Annotated in this window: 19 protein-coding genes; 7 read left to right on the top strand and 12 right to left on the bottom strand. The window is 64.9% G+C overall.

The annotated features are described in order from the left end of the window. Positions 1-387 precede the first annotated feature (387 nt). The 3 genes from AC1P6P_RS03075 to AC1P6P_RS03065 form a co-directional block, all read right to left on the bottom strand. Positions 388-2,193 (bottom strand): right-handed parallel beta-helix repeat-containing protein, encoded by a 1,806-nt coding sequence (locus AC1P6P_RS03075; RefSeq protein WP_481400965.1) that lies wholly within the window; start codon positions 2,191-2,193, stop codon positions 388-390. Positions 2,194-2,319: 126 nt separating this feature from the next. After that, on the bottom strand, positions 2,320-2,919 hold the full coding sequence (locus AC1P6P_RS03070; RefSeq protein ID WP_481400964.1) for a DsbE family thiol:disulfide interchange protein: 600 nt from the start codon (positions 2,917-2,919) through the stop codon (positions 2,320-2,322). 62 nt (positions 2,920-2,981) lie between these two features. Then, on the bottom strand, positions 2,982-5,132 hold the full coding sequence (locus tag AC1P6P_RS03065) for an FG-GAP-like repeat-containing protein (RefSeq protein ID WP_481400963.1): 2,151 nt from the start codon (positions 5,130-5,132) through the stop codon (positions 2,982-2,984). Positions 5,133-5,384: 252 nt separating this feature from the next. On the opposite strand from AC1P6P_RS03065, the gene AC1P6P_RS03060 reads away from it, so the two are divergent. Continuing rightward, positions 5,385-6,509 carry a right-handed parallel beta-helix repeat-containing protein gene (locus tag AC1P6P_RS03060; protein ID WP_481400962.1) on the top strand — a complete coding sequence of 375 codons (1,125 nt, stop codon included), beginning with the start codon at positions 5,385-5,387 and terminating at the stop codon, positions 6,507-6,509. Positions 6,510-6,565: 56 nt separating this feature from the next. On the opposite strand, the gene AC1P6P_RS03055 is transcribed toward AC1P6P_RS03060, so the two are convergent. Together AC1P6P_RS03055 and AC1P6P_RS03050 are read right to left on the bottom strand one after the other, a co-directional pair. Then, positions 6,566-8,008: an HlyD family type I secretion periplasmic adaptor subunit gene (locus tag AC1P6P_RS03055; RefSeq protein ID WP_481400961.1), complete on the bottom strand. Its 1,443-nt coding sequence runs from the start codon at positions 8,006-8,008 to the stop codon at positions 6,566-6,568. After that, entirely contained in the window at positions 8,005-10,173 is a 2,169-nt protein-coding gene (locus AC1P6P_RS03050) for a peptidase domain-containing ABC transporter (protein WP_481400960.1), read from the bottom strand. The genes AC1P6P_RS03055 and AC1P6P_RS03050 overlap by 4 nt, the downstream gene beginning before the upstream one ends. Positions 10,174-10,496: 323 nt before the next feature. On the opposite strand from AC1P6P_RS03050, the gene AC1P6P_RS03045 reads away from it, so the two are divergent. From AC1P6P_RS03045 to tgt, 5 genes are read left to right on the top strand one after another with little or no spacing between them, the layout of a single operon-like run. After that, entirely contained in the window at positions 10,497-11,477 is a 981-nt protein-coding gene (locus AC1P6P_RS03045; protein ID WP_481400959.1) for a GHMP family kinase ATP-binding protein, read from the top strand. Between the two features lie 27 nt (positions 11,478-11,504). Then, positions 11,505-12,554, top strand: a complete 1,050-nt coding sequence (gene queA, locus AC1P6P_RS03040) for a tRNA preQ1(34) S-adenosylmethionine ribosyltransferase-isomerase QueA (RefSeq protein WP_481400958.1) — start codon at positions 11,505-11,507, stop codon at positions 12,552-12,554. 36 nt (positions 12,555-12,590) lie between these two features. Further along, positions 12,591-12,917 carry a type II toxin-antitoxin system Phd/YefM family antitoxin gene (locus tag AC1P6P_RS03035; protein ID WP_481400957.1) on the top strand — a complete coding sequence of 109 codons (327 nt, stop codon included), beginning with the start codon at positions 12,591-12,593 and terminating at the stop codon, positions 12,915-12,917. Then, positions 12,901-13,326, top strand: coding sequence for a type II toxin-antitoxin system VapC family toxin (locus AC1P6P_RS03030; protein ID WP_481400956.1), 426 nt, complete (start codon positions 12,901-12,903; stop codon positions 13,324-13,326). Before AC1P6P_RS03035 ends, AC1P6P_RS03030 begins: the two co-directional genes overlap by 17 nt. 3 nt (positions 13,327-13,329) lie before the next feature. Further along, positions 13,330-14,451, top strand: a complete 1,122-nt coding sequence (gene tgt / locus AC1P6P_RS03025; RefSeq protein WP_481400955.1) for a tRNA guanosine(34) transglycosylase Tgt — start codon at positions 13,330-13,332, stop codon at positions 14,449-14,451. Here the strand turns inward: tgt and AC1P6P_RS03020 are convergent. From AC1P6P_RS03020 to rfbF, 7 genes are all read right to left on the bottom strand, one after another. Next, on the bottom strand, positions 14,448-15,392 hold the full coding sequence (locus AC1P6P_RS03020) for a glycosyltransferase (protein ID WP_481400954.1): 945 nt from the start codon (positions 15,390-15,392) through the stop codon (positions 14,448-14,450). The two genes, tgt and AC1P6P_RS03020, sit on opposite strands and share 4 nt — an antisense overlap. A 95-nt stretch (positions 15,393-15,487) precedes the next feature. Next, positions 15,488-16,975 (bottom strand): MATE family efflux transporter, encoded by a 1,488-nt coding sequence (locus AC1P6P_RS03015; protein ID WP_481400953.1) that lies wholly within the window; start codon positions 16,973-16,975, stop codon positions 15,488-15,490. Between the two features lie 3 nt (positions 16,976-16,978). After that, complete coding sequence (locus tag AC1P6P_RS03010) at positions 16,979-17,854, bottom strand: glycosyltransferase family 2 protein (protein WP_481400952.1); 876 nt, start codon at positions 17,852-17,854, stop codon at positions 16,979-16,981. After that, entirely contained in the window at positions 17,845-18,702 is an 858-nt protein-coding gene (locus AC1P6P_RS03005; protein ID WP_481400951.1) for an NAD-dependent epimerase/dehydratase family protein, read from the bottom strand. The genes AC1P6P_RS03010 and AC1P6P_RS03005 overlap by 10 nt, the downstream gene beginning before the upstream one ends. Continuing rightward, positions 18,699-19,259, bottom strand: a complete 561-nt coding sequence (gene rfbC, locus AC1P6P_RS03000) for a dTDP-4-dehydrorhamnose 3,5-epimerase (RefSeq protein ID WP_481400950.1) — start codon at positions 19,257-19,259, stop codon at positions 18,699-18,701. The genes AC1P6P_RS03005 and rfbC overlap by 4 nt, the downstream gene beginning before the upstream one ends. Beyond that, complete coding sequence (rfbG, locus tag AC1P6P_RS02995) at positions 19,256-20,293, bottom strand: CDP-glucose 4,6-dehydratase (protein ID WP_481400966.1); 1,038 nt, start codon at positions 20,291-20,293, stop codon at positions 19,256-19,258. Before rfbG ends, rfbC begins: the two co-directional genes overlap by 4 nt. Beyond that, on the bottom strand, positions 20,287-21,057 hold the full coding sequence (gene rfbF, locus AC1P6P_RS02990; protein WP_481400949.1) for a glucose-1-phosphate cytidylyltransferase: 771 nt from the start codon (positions 21,055-21,057) through the stop codon (positions 20,287-20,289). Before rfbF ends, rfbG begins: the two co-directional genes overlap by 7 nt. Before the next feature lie 111 nt (positions 21,058-21,168). On the opposite strand from rfbF, the gene AC1P6P_RS02985 reads away from it, so the two are divergent. Continuing rightward, a partial coding sequence (locus AC1P6P_RS02985; RefSeq protein ID WP_481400948.1) for a hypothetical protein occupies positions 21,169-21,522 on the top strand: 354 nt, incomplete at its 3' end.

Below are 21,522 nucleotides of genomic sequence, written 5' to 3'. Positions count from 1 at the left end.
CGCGGGGGCAGAAAAGATGAGCGACACTTACAAAGAAATTTGATTCACGCGGAGACGCGGAGGCGCGGAGCGAGCGTGCCAGACGCGGATTGCGGTGCATCGAACAACCCAAACGCCTCCGCGATCTCCGCGGCTCCGCGTGCGTTAATTTTTGCGCCGGAGCGGTGACGTGCGGGGTTTTTACTCTGCTCCCAGAATACTCCGCGGCTTACTGCTCCCGCGGGCGCACCGGTTTCCCCGGTCGCAGATGGACCGTGGGGGAAATCCATGCGACGCGTGGGAAGGGGGCTCGTCGATGGCTAGCCCCCTTTGCCGCTGCGCGGCACTTCCCCCACGCGGATCATGCCGTTCGAGGCAGCCTGCCGCGCGCGGGGGCAGAAGCGGGCGTTACTTCTTCGCTGTCTTCGCTGTCTTCGCCGGCTTCGCCGTTGTCGGATAGGCGCCGGCGTTGCCGGGTTTTTTCCAGCCCATCAGTTTGAGCACGGCGGCCGGGGTCTGGGTGGCGGCGGGGAGCGGGCGGATCAGCTCGTAGCGCGCCAGATCGGGCGCCTTGAAGATGCCGTGCGGGCCGGCGTCGATCTGGCGGCCTTTGGCATCGACGCCGGGCGCGACCTGGTGCAGTGCCTCGAGCGTCACCGGCTTGGCGGTGCAGTCCGGCGCATCGGCGGGCGACCACAGCGCCACCGGTCCGCTGATGTCGGCGGGGCGGACGTAGACGTTGCCGTCGATCGTCGTCAGCGGCGAGGTCACCAGCTTGCCGCACAACACCGAGGCCTGTTCCACCCGGAGCAGCGGCTTGCGATAGTTGGCGCTCGCCACCATCAGGTTGTTGACGAAGATGTGGCCCTGGCGCTCGCCGACATCGGGACCGGTGGTCGGATGCCAGGCGAAATGATCGCCGATGTTGCTGCGCTCGGTGCGTTCGAAGCGGGCGGGGTTGTCGATGAAGGTGTTGTTGTACATGTGCACGTCGCGCGAGTTCAGCGCCCGGGCGCCGTCGCCGTTCCGCACGAACACGTTGCCCGCGACCGTCGCGCCGTTGGAGATTTCGAAGAAGAAGCCGACCAGGGCGCCTTCGACGTAATTGTTGACGAACACCGCATCGTGGTTGCCGACGTCGAACCAGACGCCGTTGGAATTGGGGTTTTCCAGGATCAGATTGTCGCGCATCACGACATTGTGGGTCTGGTTGAAGATCTTGACCGCGCCGGGATAGTAGCCGGTGAGGTTCTCGATGTTGTTGCGGCGGACGATGTTCCTCTCGATCAGCACATCCGATGAGGCGATGACGTAGATGCCTTCGGTGGAGGTGTCGGAGAACAGATTGTTGCGGATCACCATGTGATCGCCGCGGAACCAGCCGCCGACGCGCGAGCAATAGCTGATGGTGAGGTTTTCCAAGACCGTGCCGACCGCCTGCTTGCCGTAGGTGGACGCATCGGCCTTGCCGATCGGCTCGTCGGTCGGTTCGTCATTGGGGCCGAACGAGCGCTTGCCTTCCACCTCGAGACAGCGACGGGCATAGCCGGTGATGGTCAGGCCACGGATGATCGGGCCCTTGAAGTCGTTGGTTTTGCCGTTGACGGGCCCGCTGGTGCGGATCAGGGCGCCGTCGTGGGCGGTGATTTCCACCGTGTGCGCAGCCGGATCGATGCCGACATAGACCTCCTTGGCGGCGTAATCGATGTAATAGGTGTCGGGCTTGACCTCGGCGACGCTGCCGGCCGACTGCAGGAAAACGCCGTCGACGAACACCATGTCGTTGTTGAAGCGGTGCAGCGGCGTGGCCGCCTCTTCCTTGTCGCGCCGCCACCAGGCGAGCGGAGCGGCCGGGAACAGCGCTGTCCACGACGTCTTCCACACATTCGCGCCAGCCGGCTGCCAGTTGGTGGCGACCTCGGTGCCCTTCAGCACCGGATGCTCGCCGAGATAAGGCTGGAAGATAATCTTCTGGTTGAAGAAGAGGCCGCCGGTGCGATAGACGCCGCCGCGCAGGATGATCGCGTCGCCGGTGACCGCCTTGGCGACGGCCGTGGCCAGCGTGGTCGGCGCGGCGAGCGCGGTGCCGGCGGCATTAGCCTCGCCATCGGGGGCGACGTAATAGACGTGTGGCGCCTTCGGGATCGCGTAGCGCGTGTCGATCGGGCCATAGGGGCCGCCGGACGGGGCCGCCGCGGCCGTGGTAGCGCTCACAATGATTGCCCAAGCAAGATGGCGTGCCCTGGTCATCCTGTTCTCCTTCCCATGTCTGGTGATCCCGCGTGCGGCGCGAGTCTGTTGCCGCCCAGTATAGCAGCCGGCGCAATGGTGTCATCGCCGTCATTTGAGGTGCGCCGCCAGCGGCAGAATTTCATCGCGCAGTTTCTGCTCGGTCAGGGGCCCGGCCGATTGGTAGCGGATGAATCCGTTTGGGTCGATCAGGAAACTCTCGGGCACGCCCGAGGCGCCGAACGCGATGGCGGCGCCGCCGTCGGTATCGGCGGCCACGCGGGCATAAGGATTGCCATGCTCGGCGAGGAAGGCGGTCGCCGCCGCCGGCTTGTCTTTATAATCGATGCCGACGAGGCGGATGCCGTTGTCGGCGAGGCCACTCAGCACCGGATGCTCGGCGCGGCACGGCCCGCACCAGGACGCGAAGAAATTCACCAGCGTGACATGGCCCTTCAGATCGGCGGTCGTGAGCCGCGGCTGGCCAGCGACGAGCGGCGGCAGATCGAGCGCCGGCGCCGATTTCTCGATCAGGATCGGCGCAGGGGGCGGCCGCCACAACAACACGCCGGCAAAAGCGAGCAAGGCCAGCGCCGACAAGACGTAGAGGATCGCCGCTCGCCGCGCGGCACGCCGCGCCAGCTGGATCAGCGCCAGCGCCGCGATCAGCAGCGCCAGGATCAAGGCATAGAGGGCGATTTCGGCAATCATGGGCGCGACCGGCGGGAGGCCTTATCTTAAGCCACCCATCGCAATCGGCAAGTTGGCGAGCCTCAGCCGGTCGCCAGATGCCAGCTGCTGCCCGGCGCGGTGCCGATTAGCGCTGACGATGTCAAGGTGGCGCCGTTCATCGTCCACGCCGCGACCTGGCCGGTGGATTGCTGCTGCCACAGGATGTCGGCGCGGCCGTCGTGATTGAGATCGCAGGCGCGCACCACGCTCCAGTCGGGGCCGGGATTGGGGCCGACGAGGGCGGTCGACGTGATGGAGACGCCGTTCATGAACCAGATGGCGGCCTGACCGCTGTCGTTCTGCAGCAGGATATCGGCCTTGCCGTCGCCATCGAAATCGCCGGTGGCTTTCACATGCCAGCTCGGATCGGCGTTGCCGATGGCGGCCGCGCCGGTAACGGTGGCGCCGTTCATGGTCCACACCGCAACCGTGCCGCTGTCGTTCTGCCAGATGAGATCGGCCTTGCCGTCACCATTGACGTCGCCTGTCGTCACCAAATGCCAGCTCGGACCGGGATTGGGATTGGCCCAGGCGCCGGAGGCGACAGACGTGCCGTTCATGAACCAGATCGCGGCGGCACCATTGGCATTCTGCCAGACGATATCGCTGGCGCCGTCGCCGTTCATGTCGGCGGTGCCGACGAGACGCCAATCGCTGCCGGGATTGCCGATGATAGAGCCGCCAGTGACGCTGGTGCCGTTCATCGTCCAGATCGCGACGCTGCCATCGATGTTCTGCCACAGAATGTCGGCCTTGCCGTCACCGTTGAAATCGGCGGAGGCGAGGACATGCCAATCAGGGCCGGGGTTGGGACCTGCGAGCGCGCCGCCGGTGAGCGACAGTCCGTTCAGCGACCACACCGCGGCACTGCCATTGTCGTTCTGCCACAACAGATCGCAATTGCCGTCGGCATTGAAGTCGTCGTTGGCGCCGAGGAAGCGCAAGTTTTGGATGTTGGTCAGCGTATCGACCGCGCCGAGCCCGGATACCGTCGTTGACCCGTCGGTATTGGCCACGACCGTGTAGTCGCTGCGGGCGCCGGCAAAGATCGCGGTATTGGAGCCGCCGCCGCCGTTGATCGTGTTGTGGCCGCTGCCGCCATTGAGCACGTCGTTGCCGGCGCCGCCGGTGATGCTGTCGTTGCCGGCGCCGCCGAGCACGACATCGCCGTCGTCGTTGCAGGTGACGGTGGTGGCACCGCTGCCGCAGACCAGCGTGTCGATGGCGGTCGCGAAGGCGATGGCGAGGTTGTGCGTCAGGCCATCGACGCTGGAGAAGGTGCCGGGATTGAGATTGACCGTCGCGACGGTGGCATAGCCCGACAGATCAAGCGTGTTGCCGCCGCCCTTGTCCCACAGCGTCACCACCGGTGTCGTGTTCTGCGTGAAATCATAGACCGGCGCCAGATTGCCGCCGATGTTGGAATTGAAACCGAACACCTGGCCGCCGGAGAGCGGGGTGTTCTGCGCGACGCCATAGATGTTCTGCAGCGCCAAGATGTCGAGCGGCATGAAGGTGTCGGGCTCGGCGCCTTTCCAGGCGGTGGCGGTGGAGGGATCGTAGCCGGGCGCGCTGGGATCGGCGGCGCTGATGTAGCTCATCACCGACCAGGCGAGATTGTCGAAGGCGCCGAACTGCTGCGTCGCCGGATTGACGGAATTGTTGTAGGGGCCGGCGTGACCGAGCCCGATGGCATGGCCGATCTCGTGCAACGCCGTATCCGCCGTCGCCGCGCTGGTCAACGGGAACACCGAGGTGTCGATCGAAACCGTCGAGCCGGTCAGGGTGAGAAAATGCGTGCCGCCGGGCTTGCCGCCGGTGCCGCTGTAATCGAGCGCCGAGGAAATCGTGTTGGCGGCGCCGTCGCTGCCGCGCAGGAAGGTGATGTCGGCGCCGTCGGACACGGTGGTTTCGGTGAAGGTGATGTTCGCCACCGCCGACCACAACGCCAGGGCAGTGCGGAAGACCTGCATCTCGTCCGCCGTCCATGCCGCGTGGGTATCGAAATAGCAGGTGACGGTGGCGCCGGTCTTGGCGGTGTTGGCGCCCCATTTGCGTGCGTCGGTGTAGCCGCTGGTGTAGGCAGCGGGCGTCGAGCCGGTCCAGCCCCAATAGGCGGTGGCGGCGATGGTGCCATCGGCTTTGACGCCGGAAATGTAGGCGGCTTCATCAAGTTGGGCCTGGGTCGGCATCGACTGTCCTCGTACGCATGACGAACGAAATGGATAGCAGCGTTGCCGCCGGCATCACCATCGGGGTGCGTGCACGCCGCCAATCGAAAATGCCGCGGCGTTGATTCAGGTCAACGGCTGTGGCAGTGGACGCGGACAAGTCCGATACCATCTCGTCGCATTGCACATCTTCCCGATGGCGTGGCCGGACCGGTTTCCTAAAAAGTAACCTTGCGGCGCCCTCAATGGACGCGCAGGAACAGGACCGCCCCCATGATCACCATCTTCCGCGCAGCGCTGAAGGCCAGTGTGCTGCTGCCCGTGAGTTTCGCCTTCTGCATCGTTTCCGTCGGCGCCCACGCCAAGATCCTTACCGTCGGCGCCGGGCAGCAATACACCACCATCGCCGCGGCGGCGGCCCAGGTGCGCTCGGGCGACACCATCAACGTGATGCCGGGCAATTATGGCTGCGCCAATTTCGGCCAATACAACAACTTCACCATCCAGGGCGTCGGCGCCGGCGTCAACGTGTCGGGCGCGGTGTGCTCGTCGAAGGGCCTGTTCGTGTTCGCCGGCAAGGGCATCACGGTGAAGAACATCTCGTTTGCGGGCGCCACGGATTCGGACGGCAACGGCGCCGGCATCCGCTTCCAGGGCCAGAATCTGAACGTCGTCAACTGCACGTTCAAGAACAACCAGGACGGCATCCTGTCGGATTACAACGTGTTTTCCACCATCAACGTCACCGGCAGCGAGTTCGACCACAACGGCACCTGCGTTTCGGCGAGCGGCTGCGGCCATGCGATCTATGCTGGCCATATCGGCGTGCTCAACGTGCAGAATTCCACCTTCACCGATACGCAAGCCGGTCATTCGATCAAGTCGCGCGCCAATGCGACCTATGTCATCGGCAACACCATCAGCGACGGCACCACCGGCACGTCGTCCTATCTGATCGATGTGCCCGACGGCGGTGCGGTAACGATCGCCGGAAACACGCTGGAAAAAGGGCCGAATTCGACCAATCACACCGCCGCAATCGCGATCGGGGAAGAAAGCACATCCAATCCGCCGGGCTCGATCCTGATCGTCAACAACAACTTTCAGAACGATACCACCACGTCCGAATTCATCTGGAACCAATCCGGTCACGACGCCATCATCGCCGGCAACGTCCTCAAGGGGAACACCACCAAGCTGAAGACCGGCCTCGGCACGGTATCGACGGGCCGCGCCGTGGTGAGCGTGTTGGGCGGCGAGGGCGGCAGCTACGCCGGCGGTGCCACGGCGGGCGGTTCGGCGACGAATGTCACGGCAGTTCCCGAAGCCGGCGGTTTCTTCCTGCTCGGCGGCGGCCTGATCGCGCTCGCCATGGTGCTCAAGCGTAAGCGGGGCTGAAGCGACGCTGTTGTCGTTCTTCGTCGCGTCAGCCCCGTCTCTCCCTCCTGAGGAGATTACGGTTCGCGCATGCCTTCGTCGGCGGTCCTGAGGATCGGGTTCATCACATAGGAGAAGATCGAGCGCTTGCCGGTCTTGATCTCGGCCGACGCCACCAGACCGGGGCGCAGATGGACGCCGCGACGGGCGATCGCCGCGGGCGGATCGACCAGGCGGACGCGGGCGCGATAGACCAGGCTGCTCTTTTCGCCTTCCTTGAGCGCTACGGAGTCGGCGCTGATGACATCGAGCTTGCCGTTGAGGGTGCCGTATTTCTGGAACGGATAGGATTCCAGTTTGATGCGCACGTCGGCGCCGGGCTTCAGATACCCGACATCGCGCGACGGCACATTGGCTTCCACATAGAGCGCCGCACCATCAGGAACCATGGTGACCAGCGTCTCGGCCTCGCGCAGCACCGATCCCACCGAGCGATCGGCGATTTCCAGCACGGTGCCGTCGGCCGGCGCGACGATGCGGGTGAACTCGCGCATGCGATGGGCTTTGGCAAGGGTTTCGGAGGCTTCGGCGAGGTCCTGGCGCGCCTGCACCAGTTCGTGATTGTGATCGCTGCGCCACTTGTCGAGGAAGGCCTGACGTTCGGCCGCTCCTTCGGTGCGCTGCTCGGCGAGCTTCTTGATGTCGCCGCTCGAGGTCGCCAGCTTCATCGATACATCGACCGCGCTCGATTGCGCCTTCATGACATCGAGCGGGGCGCCGGCCTTCTGGTCGAGCAGGCGCTGATAGATGTCGACCACCTTGTTCGACATGTCGAGCTGCTGCTTCAGCCCTTCCACGGCGGCGTTTTCGGCGTGCAGTTCGGAATTGACGGCGGCGAGGCGGGCATCGCGCTGCGCCATCTCGGCCGCGTAGTTGGCGGTTTCCTGTTGGAAAATCTGCACTTCGGTCTGGCGTTCGCGGGAGTCGTTGGGCGCGGCGGCGTACGGCGTGCCGTCGAGTTGGGCCGACAATCGTTCCACCCGCGCCGTCAGCGCCCGTGCCTTGTGGTCGAGCGTGGCAACGTCGGCCTCGGCAAAGGCGGGGTCGAACGCCACCAGCAACTGGCCTTTCTTGACATGGTCGCCAGGCTGCACCGCGATTTCGGCGACGCGCGAGGTCGAGAACGGCTGCATCACCACCACCGGCGTCTTGGTCGCCATCTTGCCCGGCGCCACCACGATGCGGTCGACCGAGCCGATGATCGACCACACCAGGCCGAGCACCAGCAGCGTCACCACCGCATAAAGGGCGGCGTGGACCGAGATCGGCACCGGCGCCTCTTCGATGGCGACGGAGTCGGGCTTGAACTGCTGCGCCACGCCGGCATCTTCGCGCGTCGGCGCATCGCTGAAGCGGCGGTCGATCCAGCCGTCGACCGACTTCCAGTGCCGGATGACCTGCTCTTCGGCGTTGAAACGGGCTTCGCGGGCACGATCCCGCGCTTTTTCCATGAAGCTCATGCGGCCCTCTGCATCTGCTGCGACCACAGCTGACGATAGATCGGATTGCGACGGATAAGTTCATCGTGGCTGCCCATGTCGGCGAGCTCGCCGCCGTCGAGCACCAGGATGGTGTCGGCATCGCGGATGGTCTGCAGCCGGTGCGAGATCACGATGGCCGTGCGGCCGCGCGCAATCTCGGCAAGGTTTCGCACCACCACGGCCTCGCTTTCGGGGTCGAGCGCCGACGTGGCCTCGTCGAAGATGATGATGCGGGGCCGCCGCAACAGCGCGCGGGCGATCGACAGCCGCTGCTTCTGGCCGCCGGACAGATTGACGGCGCCTTCCTCGAGCACGGTGTCGTAACGCTGCGGCAACAGCTGGATGAACTCGTCGGCGCCAGCCTGGCGCGCGGCATTGACGACCTCCTCGAAGCCGGCGGTGGGAAGGCCCATGCGGATGTTGTCCTTGATGGTGCCGCGGAACAGGAACGGCTCCTGCGGCACGACACCGGAGGCGCCGCGCAAATAGGCGAGGTCGATGTCGCGGATGTCGTGGCCATCGATGCGGATGGCGCCTTCGCCGGCGTAATAAAGCCCTTGCAGCAGCGCCGACAGCGTCGTCTTGCCCGAACCCGAGCGCCCGACGATGCCGATCATCGAACCGGCCGGAATGCGCGCCGAGAACTCCTTCAGCGCCGGGCGGTCGGTGCCGGGATAGCGGAAGGTGACGCGGTCGATCTCGATGTCGCCGCGCAACGCCGGGGTCAGGCCGCGACGGGTGGATTCGGTCGGCCGGTTCATGATCTCGCCGAGCATTTCCACGCTCATCAACACTTCCTGATAGTTGTTCAAGAGGCCGATCAATTGCAGCACCGGGCTGATGACGCGGCCCGACAGCATGTTGAACGCGACCAGCTCGCCGACCGTCAGCTTGTTGCCGAACACCAGGAAGGCGCCGACGGTGACGATCACGATGGACAGCGCCTTTTCGATGAACTGCGACAGCGTGTTGGCGGCAAGGCTGATCTTGCCGACCTGGACATAGGTGCGCACGGCATCGGCGGCGGCGTTCTCCCACGCCTCCTGGCGGCGCGGTTCGAGATTGAGCGATTTCACCGTGCGCATGCCGTGGACGGTTTCCACCAGCAGCGACTGGCGCTGGGCTTCGGCCGAATAGAGGCGGCGCAAACGGCGGCGGTAGGGCCCGATCATCGCCGCAATGACGCCGCCGAGCAGGAAGGTGACGAACAGCACGACGCCGGTCAGCGTGCCCGAGTACCACATCATCAACGGCAGGAAGACGATCAGCGCCGGCAGGTCGAGCAAGGTCGTCAGCAGGCGGCCGGTGAGGAATTCGCGGATCTGCGAGCCTTGCTGCATGTGTTTGGTGACGACGCCGGCGAGTTGCTGCTCGAAGAATGAGATCGGCAGGCCCATCAGATGATCGAAGGTGGTGCGGGCGACCCGCATGTCGATGCGCGAGGCGGTGTTGAGGATGAAATAGCCGCGCAGCCAGCTGAGGGTGGCATCGAACAGGATCGCCACCACGACGCCGACGCCGATGACGACGAGGGTCGAAATCGACAGATACACCAGCACGCGGTCGATCACGATCTGGAAGAAGATCGGCACCGCCAGCGCCACGACATGCATGGCAAGGGCGGCGATCACGACATTGCGCAAAAGATCGCGCTGGCGCCAGAACTCGGGCACGAACCAGCCCAGGCCGAAGCGGCGGGTGGTGTCGGAAAGCTTGTAGGGGCGTTTCAGCAGCACGATTTCGCCGGTCCAGTGCTCGACGAATTCGGCCTTCGGGATCGGAAACAGGTTGGCTTCCGGCGCCCGCGGATTGAACAGCACCACCATCGGCTCGCCGCCTTCGGGCGATGGCACTGCCGTCTGCAGCACCACGACGAAGGCACCGTTGGCGAGCCGCGCCATGAACGGCGTCAGCTTCGAAAACCGCTGCAGGCGGCCGTAATCCAGCTTGTGGACGGCGGCCTTCAGCCCTTCGGCGCGGGCGATGCGGGCCAGCCCCTCGGCGTCGGGTTCGGCATCGCGACCATGCAAATGCATCAGCCGCGGCAGGCTCCAGTCGAGTTCGAGATGGCGCGCAACCGCCGCCAGTCCCTTGATTCCAGTTTGCAGGCAGCCGTCAGTTTCGTTCGGAGTGAAGCTTGTCAAGAATGCCTCGTCCCAAGTCTCGGAGCGGTTCTAAAGAGTGCCGCACCGCGTCGCCAATAAGTATGTAACGCACACAAAAGTGGGCGCACGGCGTCATTCACCATGAGGACTTAGGGGCGGGCAAGAGACATAAATCGGCTGCGCCGCCGCTCATTTGCGCAAGACAGCGGCAGCTGGGAACGCTAACAGCCGCGCGGCACGGCAAAGACAGCGCTGCCATGGCCGGCTATTCCACCAAGTCGCGTGGACTTTTGCGGCCGGTTGTCCTTTATTTTCCGGGCGGGCAGGGGTTTGGTCCCGCTGGGACTTTTCCGGAGATTAATATGATAATTGTGCGGAGCCCTCTGCGCATCTCGCTTGGCGGCGGCGGTACGGATCATCCCTCCTACTATCGCGACTACGAAGGCTTCCTGATCTCGGCGGCGATCAACAAATACGTCTACGTCATGCTGCACCAGGGCTTCCACGACGATCTGGTCATCCGCTATTCGAAGCTCGAGCGCGTCAACCGGCTCGAAGACGTGCAGCATCCGGTGGTGCGCGAAGTCCTCAAGCTGATGGACATCGACTGGCACGGCCTCGAGATCAACGTCATGGTCGATATTCCGACCCGCGCCGAACTGGGCGCCTCGTCATCCTTCACCACGGCGCTGCTACGCGCCCTGCATATCCACACCCGGCGCAGCGCCCGCACCACCGAAATCGCCCAGATGGCGAGCGCCATCCAGCTCGAAAAGCTGAAGGAACCGCTCGGCAAGCAGGACCAGTATATTTCGGCGCTCGGCGGCGTGCGCGCCTTCCGCTTCTGCAAGGACAATCACGTCGAGAACTGGCCGGTCACCATGACCGACGAAATGCGCGCCAATCTCGAGGACAGCTTGGCGCTGTTCTACACCGGCATCGACTCGCCGGCGCGTGAGCTTGAAGAAGAACTGAACAAGCGGGTGATGGAATCCGACGAGGAAATGCTGAGCCATCTGCATTTCGTCAAGGACCTTGGGCTTCGCAGCCTGGAGGCGCTGGAACGCGGCTATCTCAACGAGTTCGGCAACCTGCTCGACCAGCATTGGCAGAAAAAGCGCAACCGCTCGCGCTTCATCTCCAACCCCAAGATCGACGAATGGTACGAACTCGCCATGCAGAACGGCGCCACCGGCGGCAAGCTCCTGGGTGCCGGCGGCGGCGGCTTCTTCCTGTTCCAGACCTCTGACAAGCCGCGGCTGAGGCGGGCGATGCTGGGTTCGGGCCTGAAAGAGGTGCGCTTCCTGTTCGACTTCGAAGGCACCAAGTCGCTGGTGCAGTGAGGCGGCAGTTGGGGTAAACACCCCGGCATGGACGTTTCGCTGTTCGATTTCGATCTGCCCGAAGACCTGATCGCGCTGCGCCCCGCCGAGCCGCGCGACAGTGCCCGGCTGCTGGTGGTGCACGCCGACGGCCGCCTGGAACATGCCCGCGTCAGCGATCTGCCGCGCTTTCTCAAGCCGCGCGACGTGCTGGTGGTCAACGACACCAAGGTGATTCAGGCGCGTCTTCGCGGCAGGCGCGAACGGACCGGCTCGCCGGGCGCGAAAATCGAGCTCTTGCTGCACCGGCGGACGGCGCCCGACCGCTTCCTCGCCTTCGCCCGGCCCGCCAAGAAGCTGCATCCCGGCGATGCGTTGCGGCTCGGCGAAACCATCGCGGCCCGCGTGATCGAACGCGGCGAGGCGGGCGAAGTGGAAATCGGGTTCGCGGCTGCCGGCGCGCGCCTCGATGCCGCTATCGCGGCCGAAGGCGAGACGCCGCTGCCGCCATATATCGCCGGCAAGCGCAAGGCCGATGCCCGCGATGCCGCCGACTACCAGACCATCTACGCCCGCGAAGAGGGCTCGGTGGCGGCGCCGACGGCGGGCCTGCATTTCACGCCGGGGTTGCTGGCGACGCTGGCGGCGGCGGGCGTCGGGCGCGAGCATGTCACGCTGCATGTCGGCCCCGGCACCTTCCTGCCGGTGAGTGCCGCCGACACCGCCGCCCACAAAATGCATTCCGAATATGCGGTGCTGGAGGACGCGGCGGCCGAGCGGCTGAACGCGGCGCGTGCGGCCGGCGGGCGGATCGTGGCGGTCGGCACCACCAGCCTGCGCACGCTCGAAAGCGCGGCGACGCCCGATCGCGTGATCCATCCGATGGCGCGCGAGACCGACATTTTCATCACCCCGGGCTACACCTTCTGCACGGCGGACGTGCTGCTGACGAACTTCCACCTGCCGCGGTCGACGCTGTTCATGCTGGTGTCGGCGTTTTCGGGGCTGGAAACCATGCAGCGCGCCTATGCCGAAGCGGTGCGGCAACGCTATCGTTTCTACAGCTACGGCGACGCGTGCCTCTTGCTGCGGCCATAACTTGCGATTGCAAGGGGCGGCCGGTACAATAGCGCCATGACCAGGGTCGGCCTCAACGAACTGAAAGACCGGCTGGACGTGTACATCGCCAAGGTACGCGCCGGCGAAACCGTGGTCGTCACCGACCAGGGCGAAGTGGTCGCGGAACTGAAACCGCCGGTAACGACCGAAAATCCCGTGCTCGACGAAATGGTGCGGAAAGGCGAAATCCGCCTGGGCAAGCCGATCACAGACCGCAAGGCGCTCTATGCTCCGATGCCCGGCCCAGTGCTGAAGGGGATCACGTCACAAGAGATTTTGGACGCACTGCGCGAAGAAAACTGGATGTCGGACGTGAAGAAGCCTGATGAACCTCTACGTTGAATCCAGCGCCGTCTTGGCGTGGCTCCTCAAAGAAAACGCCGAAGCCACAATCTACACTCTGTTCACGAACGCCGAAACGGTCACGTCCAGCGATCTGACACTGATCGAATGCGATCGCACTATCTGGCGATCTGCGGCGCTCGGTTCGCTGGATGAAGGGGAAGTCAATGTGGCGAGAAACCGTTTGGCATCGGTGGCGCAACATTGGACCATCCTGCCCTTCGCGCCCCAAATCATAGCCCGCGCCCGCCAACCATTTCCACGAGAGCCGATCCGCACGCTTGATGCCTTGCATGTCGCCTCTGCCCTTCATGCGCGATCGGCCTTTCCCGATCTGGCCATGCTGAGCCTTGACGAACGGGTCCGGCGGGTGGCAGGGAGCCTGGGACTTCCTGTCTTACCGAGCTGATCCGTGACCGAATTTGCCCTCGAGCTTAACGCCACCGACGGTGCCGCGCGCACCGGCATCCTGCACACTGGCCGCGGCGACATTCGCACGCCCGCCTTCATGCCGGTCGGAACCGTCGGTTCGGTCAAGGCGATGCTGCCGCAAAGCGTACGCGAAACCGGCGCCGACATCATTCTCGGCAACACCTATCACCTGATGCTGCGCCCCGGCGCCGAGCGGGTAGCGCGGCTCGGCGGCCTGCACAAATTCTGCGGCTGGGAACGGCCGATCCTGACCGACTCGGGCGGCTTCCAGGTGATGAGCCTGTCGAAGCTGCGCAAGATCACCGAAGAAGGCGTCGCCTTCCAGTCGCACATCGACGGGGCGAAGGAATTCCTTTCGCCCGAACGCGCCATGGAAATCCAGCGCCTGCTCGGCTCCGACATCCAGATGGTGCTCGACGAATGCCCGGCGTTTGGCGGCGACGAAGCGGTGATCGAGACATCGCTGGCGCTGTCGATGCGCTGGGCCAAGCGCTCGCGCGTGGCGTTCGGCGAGCAGCCCGGCAAGGGCAATTTCGGCATCGTGCAGGGCGGCACCTTCGCGCATCTGCGCCTGCGTTCGGCCGAGGCACTGCAGGAGATCGGCTTCCACGGCTATGCCGTCGGCGGCCTGGCGGTCGGCGAGCCGCAAGCGATGATGTTCGAGACCCTCGATTTCACCGTGCCGCATCTGCCGACCGAGCGGCCGCGCTATCTGATGGGCGTCGGCAAGCCCGATGATATTGTCGGCGGCGTGCTGCGCGGCATCGATATGTTCGATTGCGTGCTGCCGACTCGTTCGGGCCGCAACGCCCAGGCCTTCACCTGGGACGGTACGCTGAATTTGCGCAATGCGCGCAATGCCGAGGACACTGGTCCGATCGATCCCGACTGCCGCTGCCCGGCCTGCCGCCAGTTCTCCCGCGCCTATCTGCATCACGCGGTCAAGACCAACGAGATCATCGCCTCGATGCTGCTGACCTGGCACAATCTCAGCTTCTATCAGGATCTGATGGCGGCGTTGCGCACCGCGGTGGCCGAGCATCGCATCGCCGCGTTCGCACGCGATTTCATCGCCCGCTATGGCGAGCGCAAGTCGGACTAACCGGGCTCGACCAGTTCGCTGATCGAGGTCTTGGCCGCTGCCGTCGCATCGACCGGCAGGAAGCGCTCGAGCCGCTCGCGATAGGCCGCGAAGGCGCCTTTGAGGATGGTGCCGGCGCGCCCCGGCGCCAGCAGCAGCGAGCGGACGACATAGAACAGCGCAAACGCCGCCGACCACGCCGAGAACAGGCGGAACAGCACGATCTTGTTGCGCACTTCGTAGAAGGCAAACGCAGACTGCAGCAGGCTTCTCGCCGAGGCGCGGTTGCGATCGTGGATGAAGGTGCAGCGGCCGCGATAAAGGTTGCGGATCGGGCCGTATTGGCGCGACACGAGGTAGGTGTAAACCGTGTCGTCGGAGTAGATGAAGAAGGCCGGGCTGGGTACGCCCACCGCCGCCACCACGTCGCGCCGGATCAGGAAGCCGACGAAGGCGCAGTACTCGAAATCGCGCCATAGCGTGAAATCGTCGAGTTCCTGGGGGCGATGCGAGGCCTGGAAATATTCGTAGGCGCGCCAGACGCTGCGCAGGAATCGCGCGCGGCCGGGCCGGTTCATCGCCACCAGTGTGCCGTCGGTGTGGGTCACCGGAAAGGCGCCGAGCCGCACCGCGGGGCCCAGCTGCGCCGTCAGTTCGCCATAGGCGAAATTCGGCCAGGAGTCGTCGTCGTGCAGCAGCGCGTAGTCGCCATCGCGCGATACCGCGAGGAAGCGCCGCAGACCTTCGGCGAACCCGCCGGCGCCACCGACGTTCGCCGGCAGCGTCACCGCGTGATATTCCTCGAACCGGCTTTCGAAGGCGCTGAGCACGTCCTTGGTCTCGTCGGTCGAGGCGTTGTTGACGATGATGACGCGCTTGAAGCCGTTCTCGGCCAGTTCGGTCAATGCGCGGCGCAGGAGCCGGGCGCGATTGTAAGTCACCACAATGCTGTAGACGTTCATGGTACCTGTTCGTTGATGGCATAGGGAGATTGCCGCGGCCTCATACCGCTAGCCGAAAAGATGTGTAATGAATAGTTCTATTCCCGTGACCGAACTCAACGATCAAACGCCAGACCCAGACGCACGTTGCGCCTGAAAAAATAGTAAGCTGGTACAACAGTTGTTAAAGCCGCAAGAAGATAACCCGTCAGGGGTGCGAGCGGATGCCAGCATTGCAGAACCGTCACTGCGACCAGCGGCGAGCTCCAGGCGACCGGCTTGGCGACGGAGCACTGCAACAGCGCGGAAACACTGGCGTGTTCCGGCAGTGTTCGACGCATGTTGTAGGCGAAGTTGGCAGTGATACCGACCACGCCACCCGCCAGCGTTCCGATCGCCACGCCCATGACGCCGATGCGCGGCGCCAGTGCCAAGCCTACCGCGAGGTTAACCGCACATTCGATGAGCGGCGTGATGATCACCTGCGTTTGGCGTCCGCTGCCTATCAAATAATTCATGTAGGGCATCGCCACCGCGCGCACGACATTGGCGATCACCAGAATCGTGAATACCGGTATCGCGATCGCCGCCAGCGGCTGTTTGATCCAGGCGATGAACAGCGGCGACGCCAGCAGCACCATCCAGGCCCCGCCCGCGATCAGCGCCACGCTGGTGACGAACGACGCGCGCTGTAACAGCGCCGTCATCGCGTCGTAACGGCCCGCCGCGTGCTGCTTGGCGAAAACCTGCACCAGCGGGCTCAACACGGTATAGGCGACGCCGGCCGCGAAGGTGACGAGATTGAGCGCCGCGCCATACGCGCCGACCGCGGAAAAATCGAAGATCCCGACGATGGTGGTCTGCATGCCGTTGACGACCAGGGTTCCGAGCGACCATACGGTGAGGCTGATGCAATAGCCGATCAGTTCGTGCCGGGCGTTGCGGTCGACATAGAAAAGCCGCAGGCGCCAGCCGCGGCAGACGCGCGCGAAAATCGCGGTTTGGGCGACATTGGTCGCGATGTTGCAGAAGAAATACGCGGCACACACGGCGGCGAGGTCGTGCGTCAGCGCCGCGGTGACGACCAGCGCGACACCCATTATCAGCTTGCTGACGGTCGTGGTCGCGGCGGGGATGTCGTTGCGCTGCAGGCCGATGAAGGCGCCGAGGAACCCGAGCACCGGCAATCCCGCCGCCAGCGCCGCGCCGACCCAGAGAAGCGAAGCGCGCGCGGTGGCGACGAGTTCGGCCGGCACCTGGCGGAAAATCCACGGGAACGCCCACGCCAGCGCCAGGATCGCGACCAAGCCGACGAGGCCCAGCACCGTCAGGATCTGTATGCCGGCCGCCAATATTCTTTCGGCGAACGGCTGATCGCCGCGTTCGAGAGCGTGCGCCACGTAGCGGCCGATCGCGATCTGCAAGCCGAAACTGAGATAGCCGACATAGCCGCCGAGCTGCAGCACCAAAATCCACAGCGCGAAGGCGCCGGGGCTGAGGCTGCGCACGAAGAAATACGGCAGCACCAGGCCGAAGAACGCGCCGGAGACGCCGCCGATGACGTTGGCGAGCGCGTTCTTGGCGAACGTCCTGCGTTCGTGCACGGCTCAGCGCCCGTATTGCAGCGTGAAAAGTCGACGCGCGGCCCGCAGCGGCGGTTTCAGGAAGGGAAATGCCGACAGCAGCGTCACCATGCTTTGCGCCACATTCAGCCGCCATAACGACAGGCGCACAGCGCGATAAAGCGCCGGATCGACGCGGCGTTTGAATTCGAGGTTGAAGCGATGCAGCGGCTGCACCCAATCGCGCCATGTCGGCGTGAAGCGATCGATCTTGCCGAAGTGGCGCACATAGTGGCCCGGCGGCTGCGCTTCGCGGCGGAGCAGCACGTCATCGACTTCACGGTGATCGCCTTCCACCAGCGTCAGCGCCACGCCGAGCCAATCGGCCGAGGCAATGGCGAGCCCGGGCGGCCAGCAGCGCTGCAGCACCGCGGTGCGATAAACGCCGTAAAGCCGGCCGCAGGAATACATGGTGTCGAAATAGCGCGTGAGACGCTGGGCCGGCGTGCCGATCAGTGGGCCGGTGTCGGGCGCGATCTGTTCGCTGGTATCGGTGAAATAGGCGATTTTCGAGACGCTGCACACCGCGCCGGGGTGGCGCTCGAGCTCGGCGATGTTGGCTTCGGCGAACCGCGGCTGCCACAAATCATCGTGCGTCGCCCACATGAAATAGGGCGTATCGGCGCGCGCCAGGGTGAGGCGGAAATTCTCGTACCACGAGACGTTCTCGGCGTTGCGGAACACCTTCACCCGCGGATCGCGGGCGGCGTAAGCGGCGGCAATCGCGCCGGTATCGTCGGTGGAGGCGTTGTCGTTGATGATCAGCGTGAAGTCGGCAAACGTCTGCCACAGCAGCAGGTCGAGCGAACGCGCCAGCGTTTTGCCGCCATTGTACACCGGCAGGCCGATGGTCAGTCGCATCGCGCGCTCCGTTTCAGCAGCCGTGCGATCAAGGCGCGGATTGTGGCGGCGAGGTCGTCTGACGGAGTTTGGTCGATGCGCGAGCAATAGGCGAAGGCGTCCGTTTCAGAGCCGGGCGGTGCGGTCACGGGGCAAGAGCGGCCGGTCAGCGTTTCGTATTCGCGGGCGCAAAGATTCGCGAAATCGCGCACGGTGGCGGTCGTGTGGCCGAGCGGGTTGATGCGTTCGAACGGCGCTGCGTCGCGCGCCAGCCAGGTTTCGACGATGCGCGCGATGTCGCCGGTGCCGACGAAATTGCGTAGCTGCAAGCCGTGCGAGCGCAGCACGATGGCGCCGTTTTCGGCGGCCTGGCGCGGCAAGTCGAACGGCACCAGCGACCAGCGGCGGAAGCGCTCGGGCGGCACGCCGAACACCGCGCACGGGCGCAGGATCAGTACGCGGAAATTCTCTGACGCCGCACGGCGCACGATCTGCTCGGCGGCGAAATGGGCGAGAGCGTAGTCGGACAGGGGATTGGGCGGCGCGGTTTCGTCGAGCGTGCCCCTTAACGGACCATACACATGCGCCGACGACAGGTAGCAGAAGTGTTGCACGCCGCTCGCGCGCGCCGAATCAACAACGGCGGCGGTGCCGGCGATGGCGTGGGCGAAGGCGGCGGCGGGATCGGCGAAGTCCTCGTCGGTGATGCCGGCCGCATGGATCAGCGTTTCGATGCCGGAAAAATCGAGACGCGCGGGAATTTCGATGATGCGATCGGCGGGGGCGCGGCGCGCCAAGGTGCGTGCGCTAAAGTGACGAACCAGCGCCGATCCGATCAGGCCGTGGGCGCCAAGAACCGCCGTGGTCACAGCAAGCCTCGCAGCGTCTCGATCTGATGATGGGCGGGATCGAAATCGGGTGCGCGCGCGTCCTTGTCGGAGATTTCCGCCGGCGTCATCGGCCATTCGATCGCGAAGCGCGGGTCGTCGAACCGTACCGTGCGCTCGTGCGCCGGGGAATAGGGCGCCGACACCAGATAGCCCGCCTCGCTTTGCGCCGTGAGGGTGACGAAGCCGTGGGCGCAGCCGCGCGGCACGTACAGCATGCGCGTGCCGTCGAGTTCGGCGCCGCACCAGTGCCCGAAACTTGGCGAATCCGGGCGCAGATCGAGCGCGATGTCGAACAAGACGCCGGTGGTGCAGCGCACCAGTTTCGCTTCTGCCGCAGGACCGAATTGATAGTGCAGGCCGCGCAGCGTGCCGCGGCGATGGCTGAGAGAGGTGTTGACCTGCACGAAGCGGGTGTCGAGACCGCGGGCGGAGAAGGCGTCGGCATCGAACAGCCGCGCGAAGAAGCCGCGATGATCTTCGCGCTTATCCGGCTCGATGATGAGGGCTCCAACGACGCGGGTTTCGTGGAAGATCATGCGGCCACCAATTCGCCGTAGCGCGCGATCTGATCGCGGCAGAGCGTACGGGCATCGGCGCCGGCCGCGAAGCGGCGATACCATTCGGCGGTCCAGGCAAGCGCGGCATGCGCGTCCAGTTGCGGATGCCAGCCGAGGGCGGCGATCGCACGCGACGGATCGAGCGCCAACATTTTCATTTCGCGCGGCTGCAGGCCTTCGGACGGCCGCCAGCGCTTGTCGCAGCCGAGCGCCGCCAGCATGGCATCGGCGATTTCGCCGACGGTCAGAGGCGGGCCAAGCGGACCGAAATTGAGCGTCCGGGGCACGCCGCTCGCAAGATGCTCCGCATAGAGAAGATAACCGCAGAGCGGATCGAGCACATGCTGCCAGGGCCGCGTCGCTTCGGGATGACGCAAGGCGAGTGGGGCTTGCGCCTTTACCGCGCGCCAGATGTCCGGGATAAGGCGATCCTCCGACCAATCGCCGCCGCCGATGACATTGCCGGCGCGCGCCGTTGCGACCGGCGCTGCGAGGAAGCTGTCGGCCATCGCGGCGGTGACGAGTTCGGCCGCCGCTTTCGAGGCGGAATAGGGATCGTGGCCGCCGAGCGGATCGTCTTCGCGGAAGGCGCGGCCGTCGTCGGCGTTGCGATAGACCTTGTCGGTGGTGGCGACGATCACCCCGCGCAGGTTTTCCGCCTGCCGCAGCGCGTTGAGCAACACCGCGGTGCCGGTGACGTTGACGGCAATCGTCTCCACCGGATCGCGATAAGACGCCCGCACCAGCGCCTGTGCCGCAAGGTGAAAGACGAATTCTGGGTCGCAGGCGCGCACGACCGCCGCCACCGCCTTGGCATCGCGAATGTCGCCGAAATACGACCGCGGCCACGGCCCGGAGGCGTCGAACAGGTTTGGAACGGTATGTGGTGTCAACGAAAAGCCGGCCACCTCGGCGCCGAGTTCGGCCAGCCACATCGCCAGCCATGCGCCCTTGAAGCCGGTGTGTCCGGTGACGAGCACACGCCGGCCGGCCCAAAACGACGGGCTCACCATATTTTCCACGGCGCACGTCCTTCCTGCCACAGTTTTTCGAGCAGATTGCGATCGCGCAGCGTATCCATCGGCTGCCAGAAGCCGTCATGCGCGAAAGCGGCGAGCTGACGGTCGCGCGCAAGGCCTTCCAGTGGGCCAGCCTCCCACACCGTCGCATCGCCGCCGACGCGGTCGAGCACTTTGGGGTCGAGCACGAAGAAGCCGCCATTGATGCGGCCTTCGTCGCCGTGCGGCTTTTCGGCGAAGCGCGCGACCCGTTCGCCATCGACCACGGTCACGCCGTAACGCGACGGCGGCACCACGGTGGTGACGGTCGCCTCCAGTCCGTGACGTCGATGAAAGGCGATCAGCTCGGAGATATCGACATCGGCGACGCCATCGCCATAGGTCATGCAGAACGGCTCGCCGGGATCGAGCGCGGCACGGATGCGCTTGAGACGGCCGCCGGTCATGGTGTCGATGCCGGTGTCGAGCAGCGTCACCCGCCACGACGGCACCGGCCCGCCGAGAAATTCCATGCTGTTGCGGGCGAAATCGAAACTGACGTCGGAACGGTGCAGCACGAAATTGGCGAAATATTCCTTGATGAAATAGCCCTTGTAGCCGAGGCAGACGACAAAATCGCTGACACCGTGCGCGGCGTAGATCATCATGATGTGCCACAGGATCGGCTGGCCGCCGATTTCCACCATCGGCTTGGGACGGACGCTGGTCTCTTCGCTGAGACGCGTGCCCATACCGCCGGCAAGGATCACCGCTTTCATTTCCCGGCTCATGCCACGGCGCACGGCGCGCTGGCAAGAATGTAGTGAGGTACAACAAATGCCGCCGCGGCAGCCTTGATCGGCTCTTCGCTTTCACGCTAACGAGAGGCGATGTTCAGGACCTGGCCGGTAAGCTGGTATGTCATGTTCGGGCTTGCGGCCTGGGGCGTGCCGGCCATCGTCATCCTCGGACCGGTGGCGTTCGCCGCAAGCGTGTTGGCGGTGGTGCCGATCCTCGCTTTTTGCTGGAAAGACCGCCGCCGGCTGCTCGTTGCCGCAGCGCAGGACGAGGCGGAGCCGGAGTGGTTGAGCGCGGACGTTTCCATCGCGCTGATGGTCGTGGCGGTTCTGTTCACGGTTTACGATGCGGCATTCGGCAAGCAGATGCTGCAGCAGAACGTGTTTCTCAATCCGCGCGCGGTGGATGTGGTGATCTCGAACACCGATGCGGGCGTGGGGCAGGGG

It is taken from the genome of Rhizomicrobium sp., from assembly GCF_056722145.1.
The sequence above is the reverse complement of the archived record's forward strand: the minus strand, read 5'-3'. Positions and strand labels throughout refer to the sequence as shown.

Excerpts from the sequence above, each read along its gene's own strand:
- AC1P6P_RS03070 (WP_481400964.1), bottom strand. The coding sequence starts at position 2,919 with ATGATTGCCGAAATCGCCCTCTATGCCTTGATCCTGGCGCTGCTGATC.
- rfbC (WP_481400950.1), bottom strand. The coding sequence starts at position 19,259 with ATGATCTTCCACGAAACCCGCGTCGTTGGAGCCCTCATCATCGAGCCG.
- AC1P6P_RS03030 (WP_481400956.1), top strand. The coding sequence starts at position 12,901 with ATGAACCTCTACGTTGAATCCAGCGCCGTCTTGGCGTGGCTCCTCAAA.
- rfbF (WP_481400949.1), bottom strand. The coding sequence starts at position 21,057 with ATGAAAGCGGTGATCCTTGCCGGCGGTATGGGCACGCGTCTCAGCGAA.
- AC1P6P_RS03055 (WP_481400961.1), bottom strand. The coding sequence starts at position 8,008 with ATGAGCTTCATGGAAAAAGCGCGGGATCGTGCCCGCGAAGCCCGTTTC.
- AC1P6P_RS03045 (WP_481400959.1), top strand. The coding sequence starts at position 10,497 with ATGATAATTGTGCGGAGCCCTCTGCGCATCTCGCTTGGCGGCGGCGGT.
- rfbG (WP_481400966.1), bottom strand. The coding sequence starts at position 20,293 with ATGGTGAGCCCGTCGTTTTGGGCCGGCCGGCGTGTGCTCGTCACCGGA.
- queA (WP_481400958.1), top strand. The coding sequence starts at position 11,505 with ATGGACGTTTCGCTGTTCGATTTCGATCTGCCCGAAGACCTGATCGCG.
- AC1P6P_RS03060 (WP_481400962.1), top strand. The coding sequence starts at position 5,385 with ATGATCACCATCTTCCGCGCAGCGCTGAAGGCCAGTGTGCTGCTGCCC.
- AC1P6P_RS03065 (WP_481400963.1), bottom strand. The coding sequence starts at position 5,132 with ATGCCGACCCAGGCCCAACTTGATGAAGCCGCCTACATTTCCGGCGTC.
- AC1P6P_RS03020 (WP_481400954.1), bottom strand. The coding sequence starts at position 15,392 with ATGAACGTCTACAGCATTGTGGTGACTTACAATCGCGCCCGGCTCCTG.
- AC1P6P_RS03010 (WP_481400952.1), bottom strand. The coding sequence starts at position 17,854 with ATGCGACTGACCATCGGCCTGCCGGTGTACAATGGCGGCAAAACGCTG.
- AC1P6P_RS03035 (WP_481400957.1), top strand. The coding sequence starts at position 12,591 with ATGACCAGGGTCGGCCTCAACGAACTGAAAGACCGGCTGGACGTGTAC.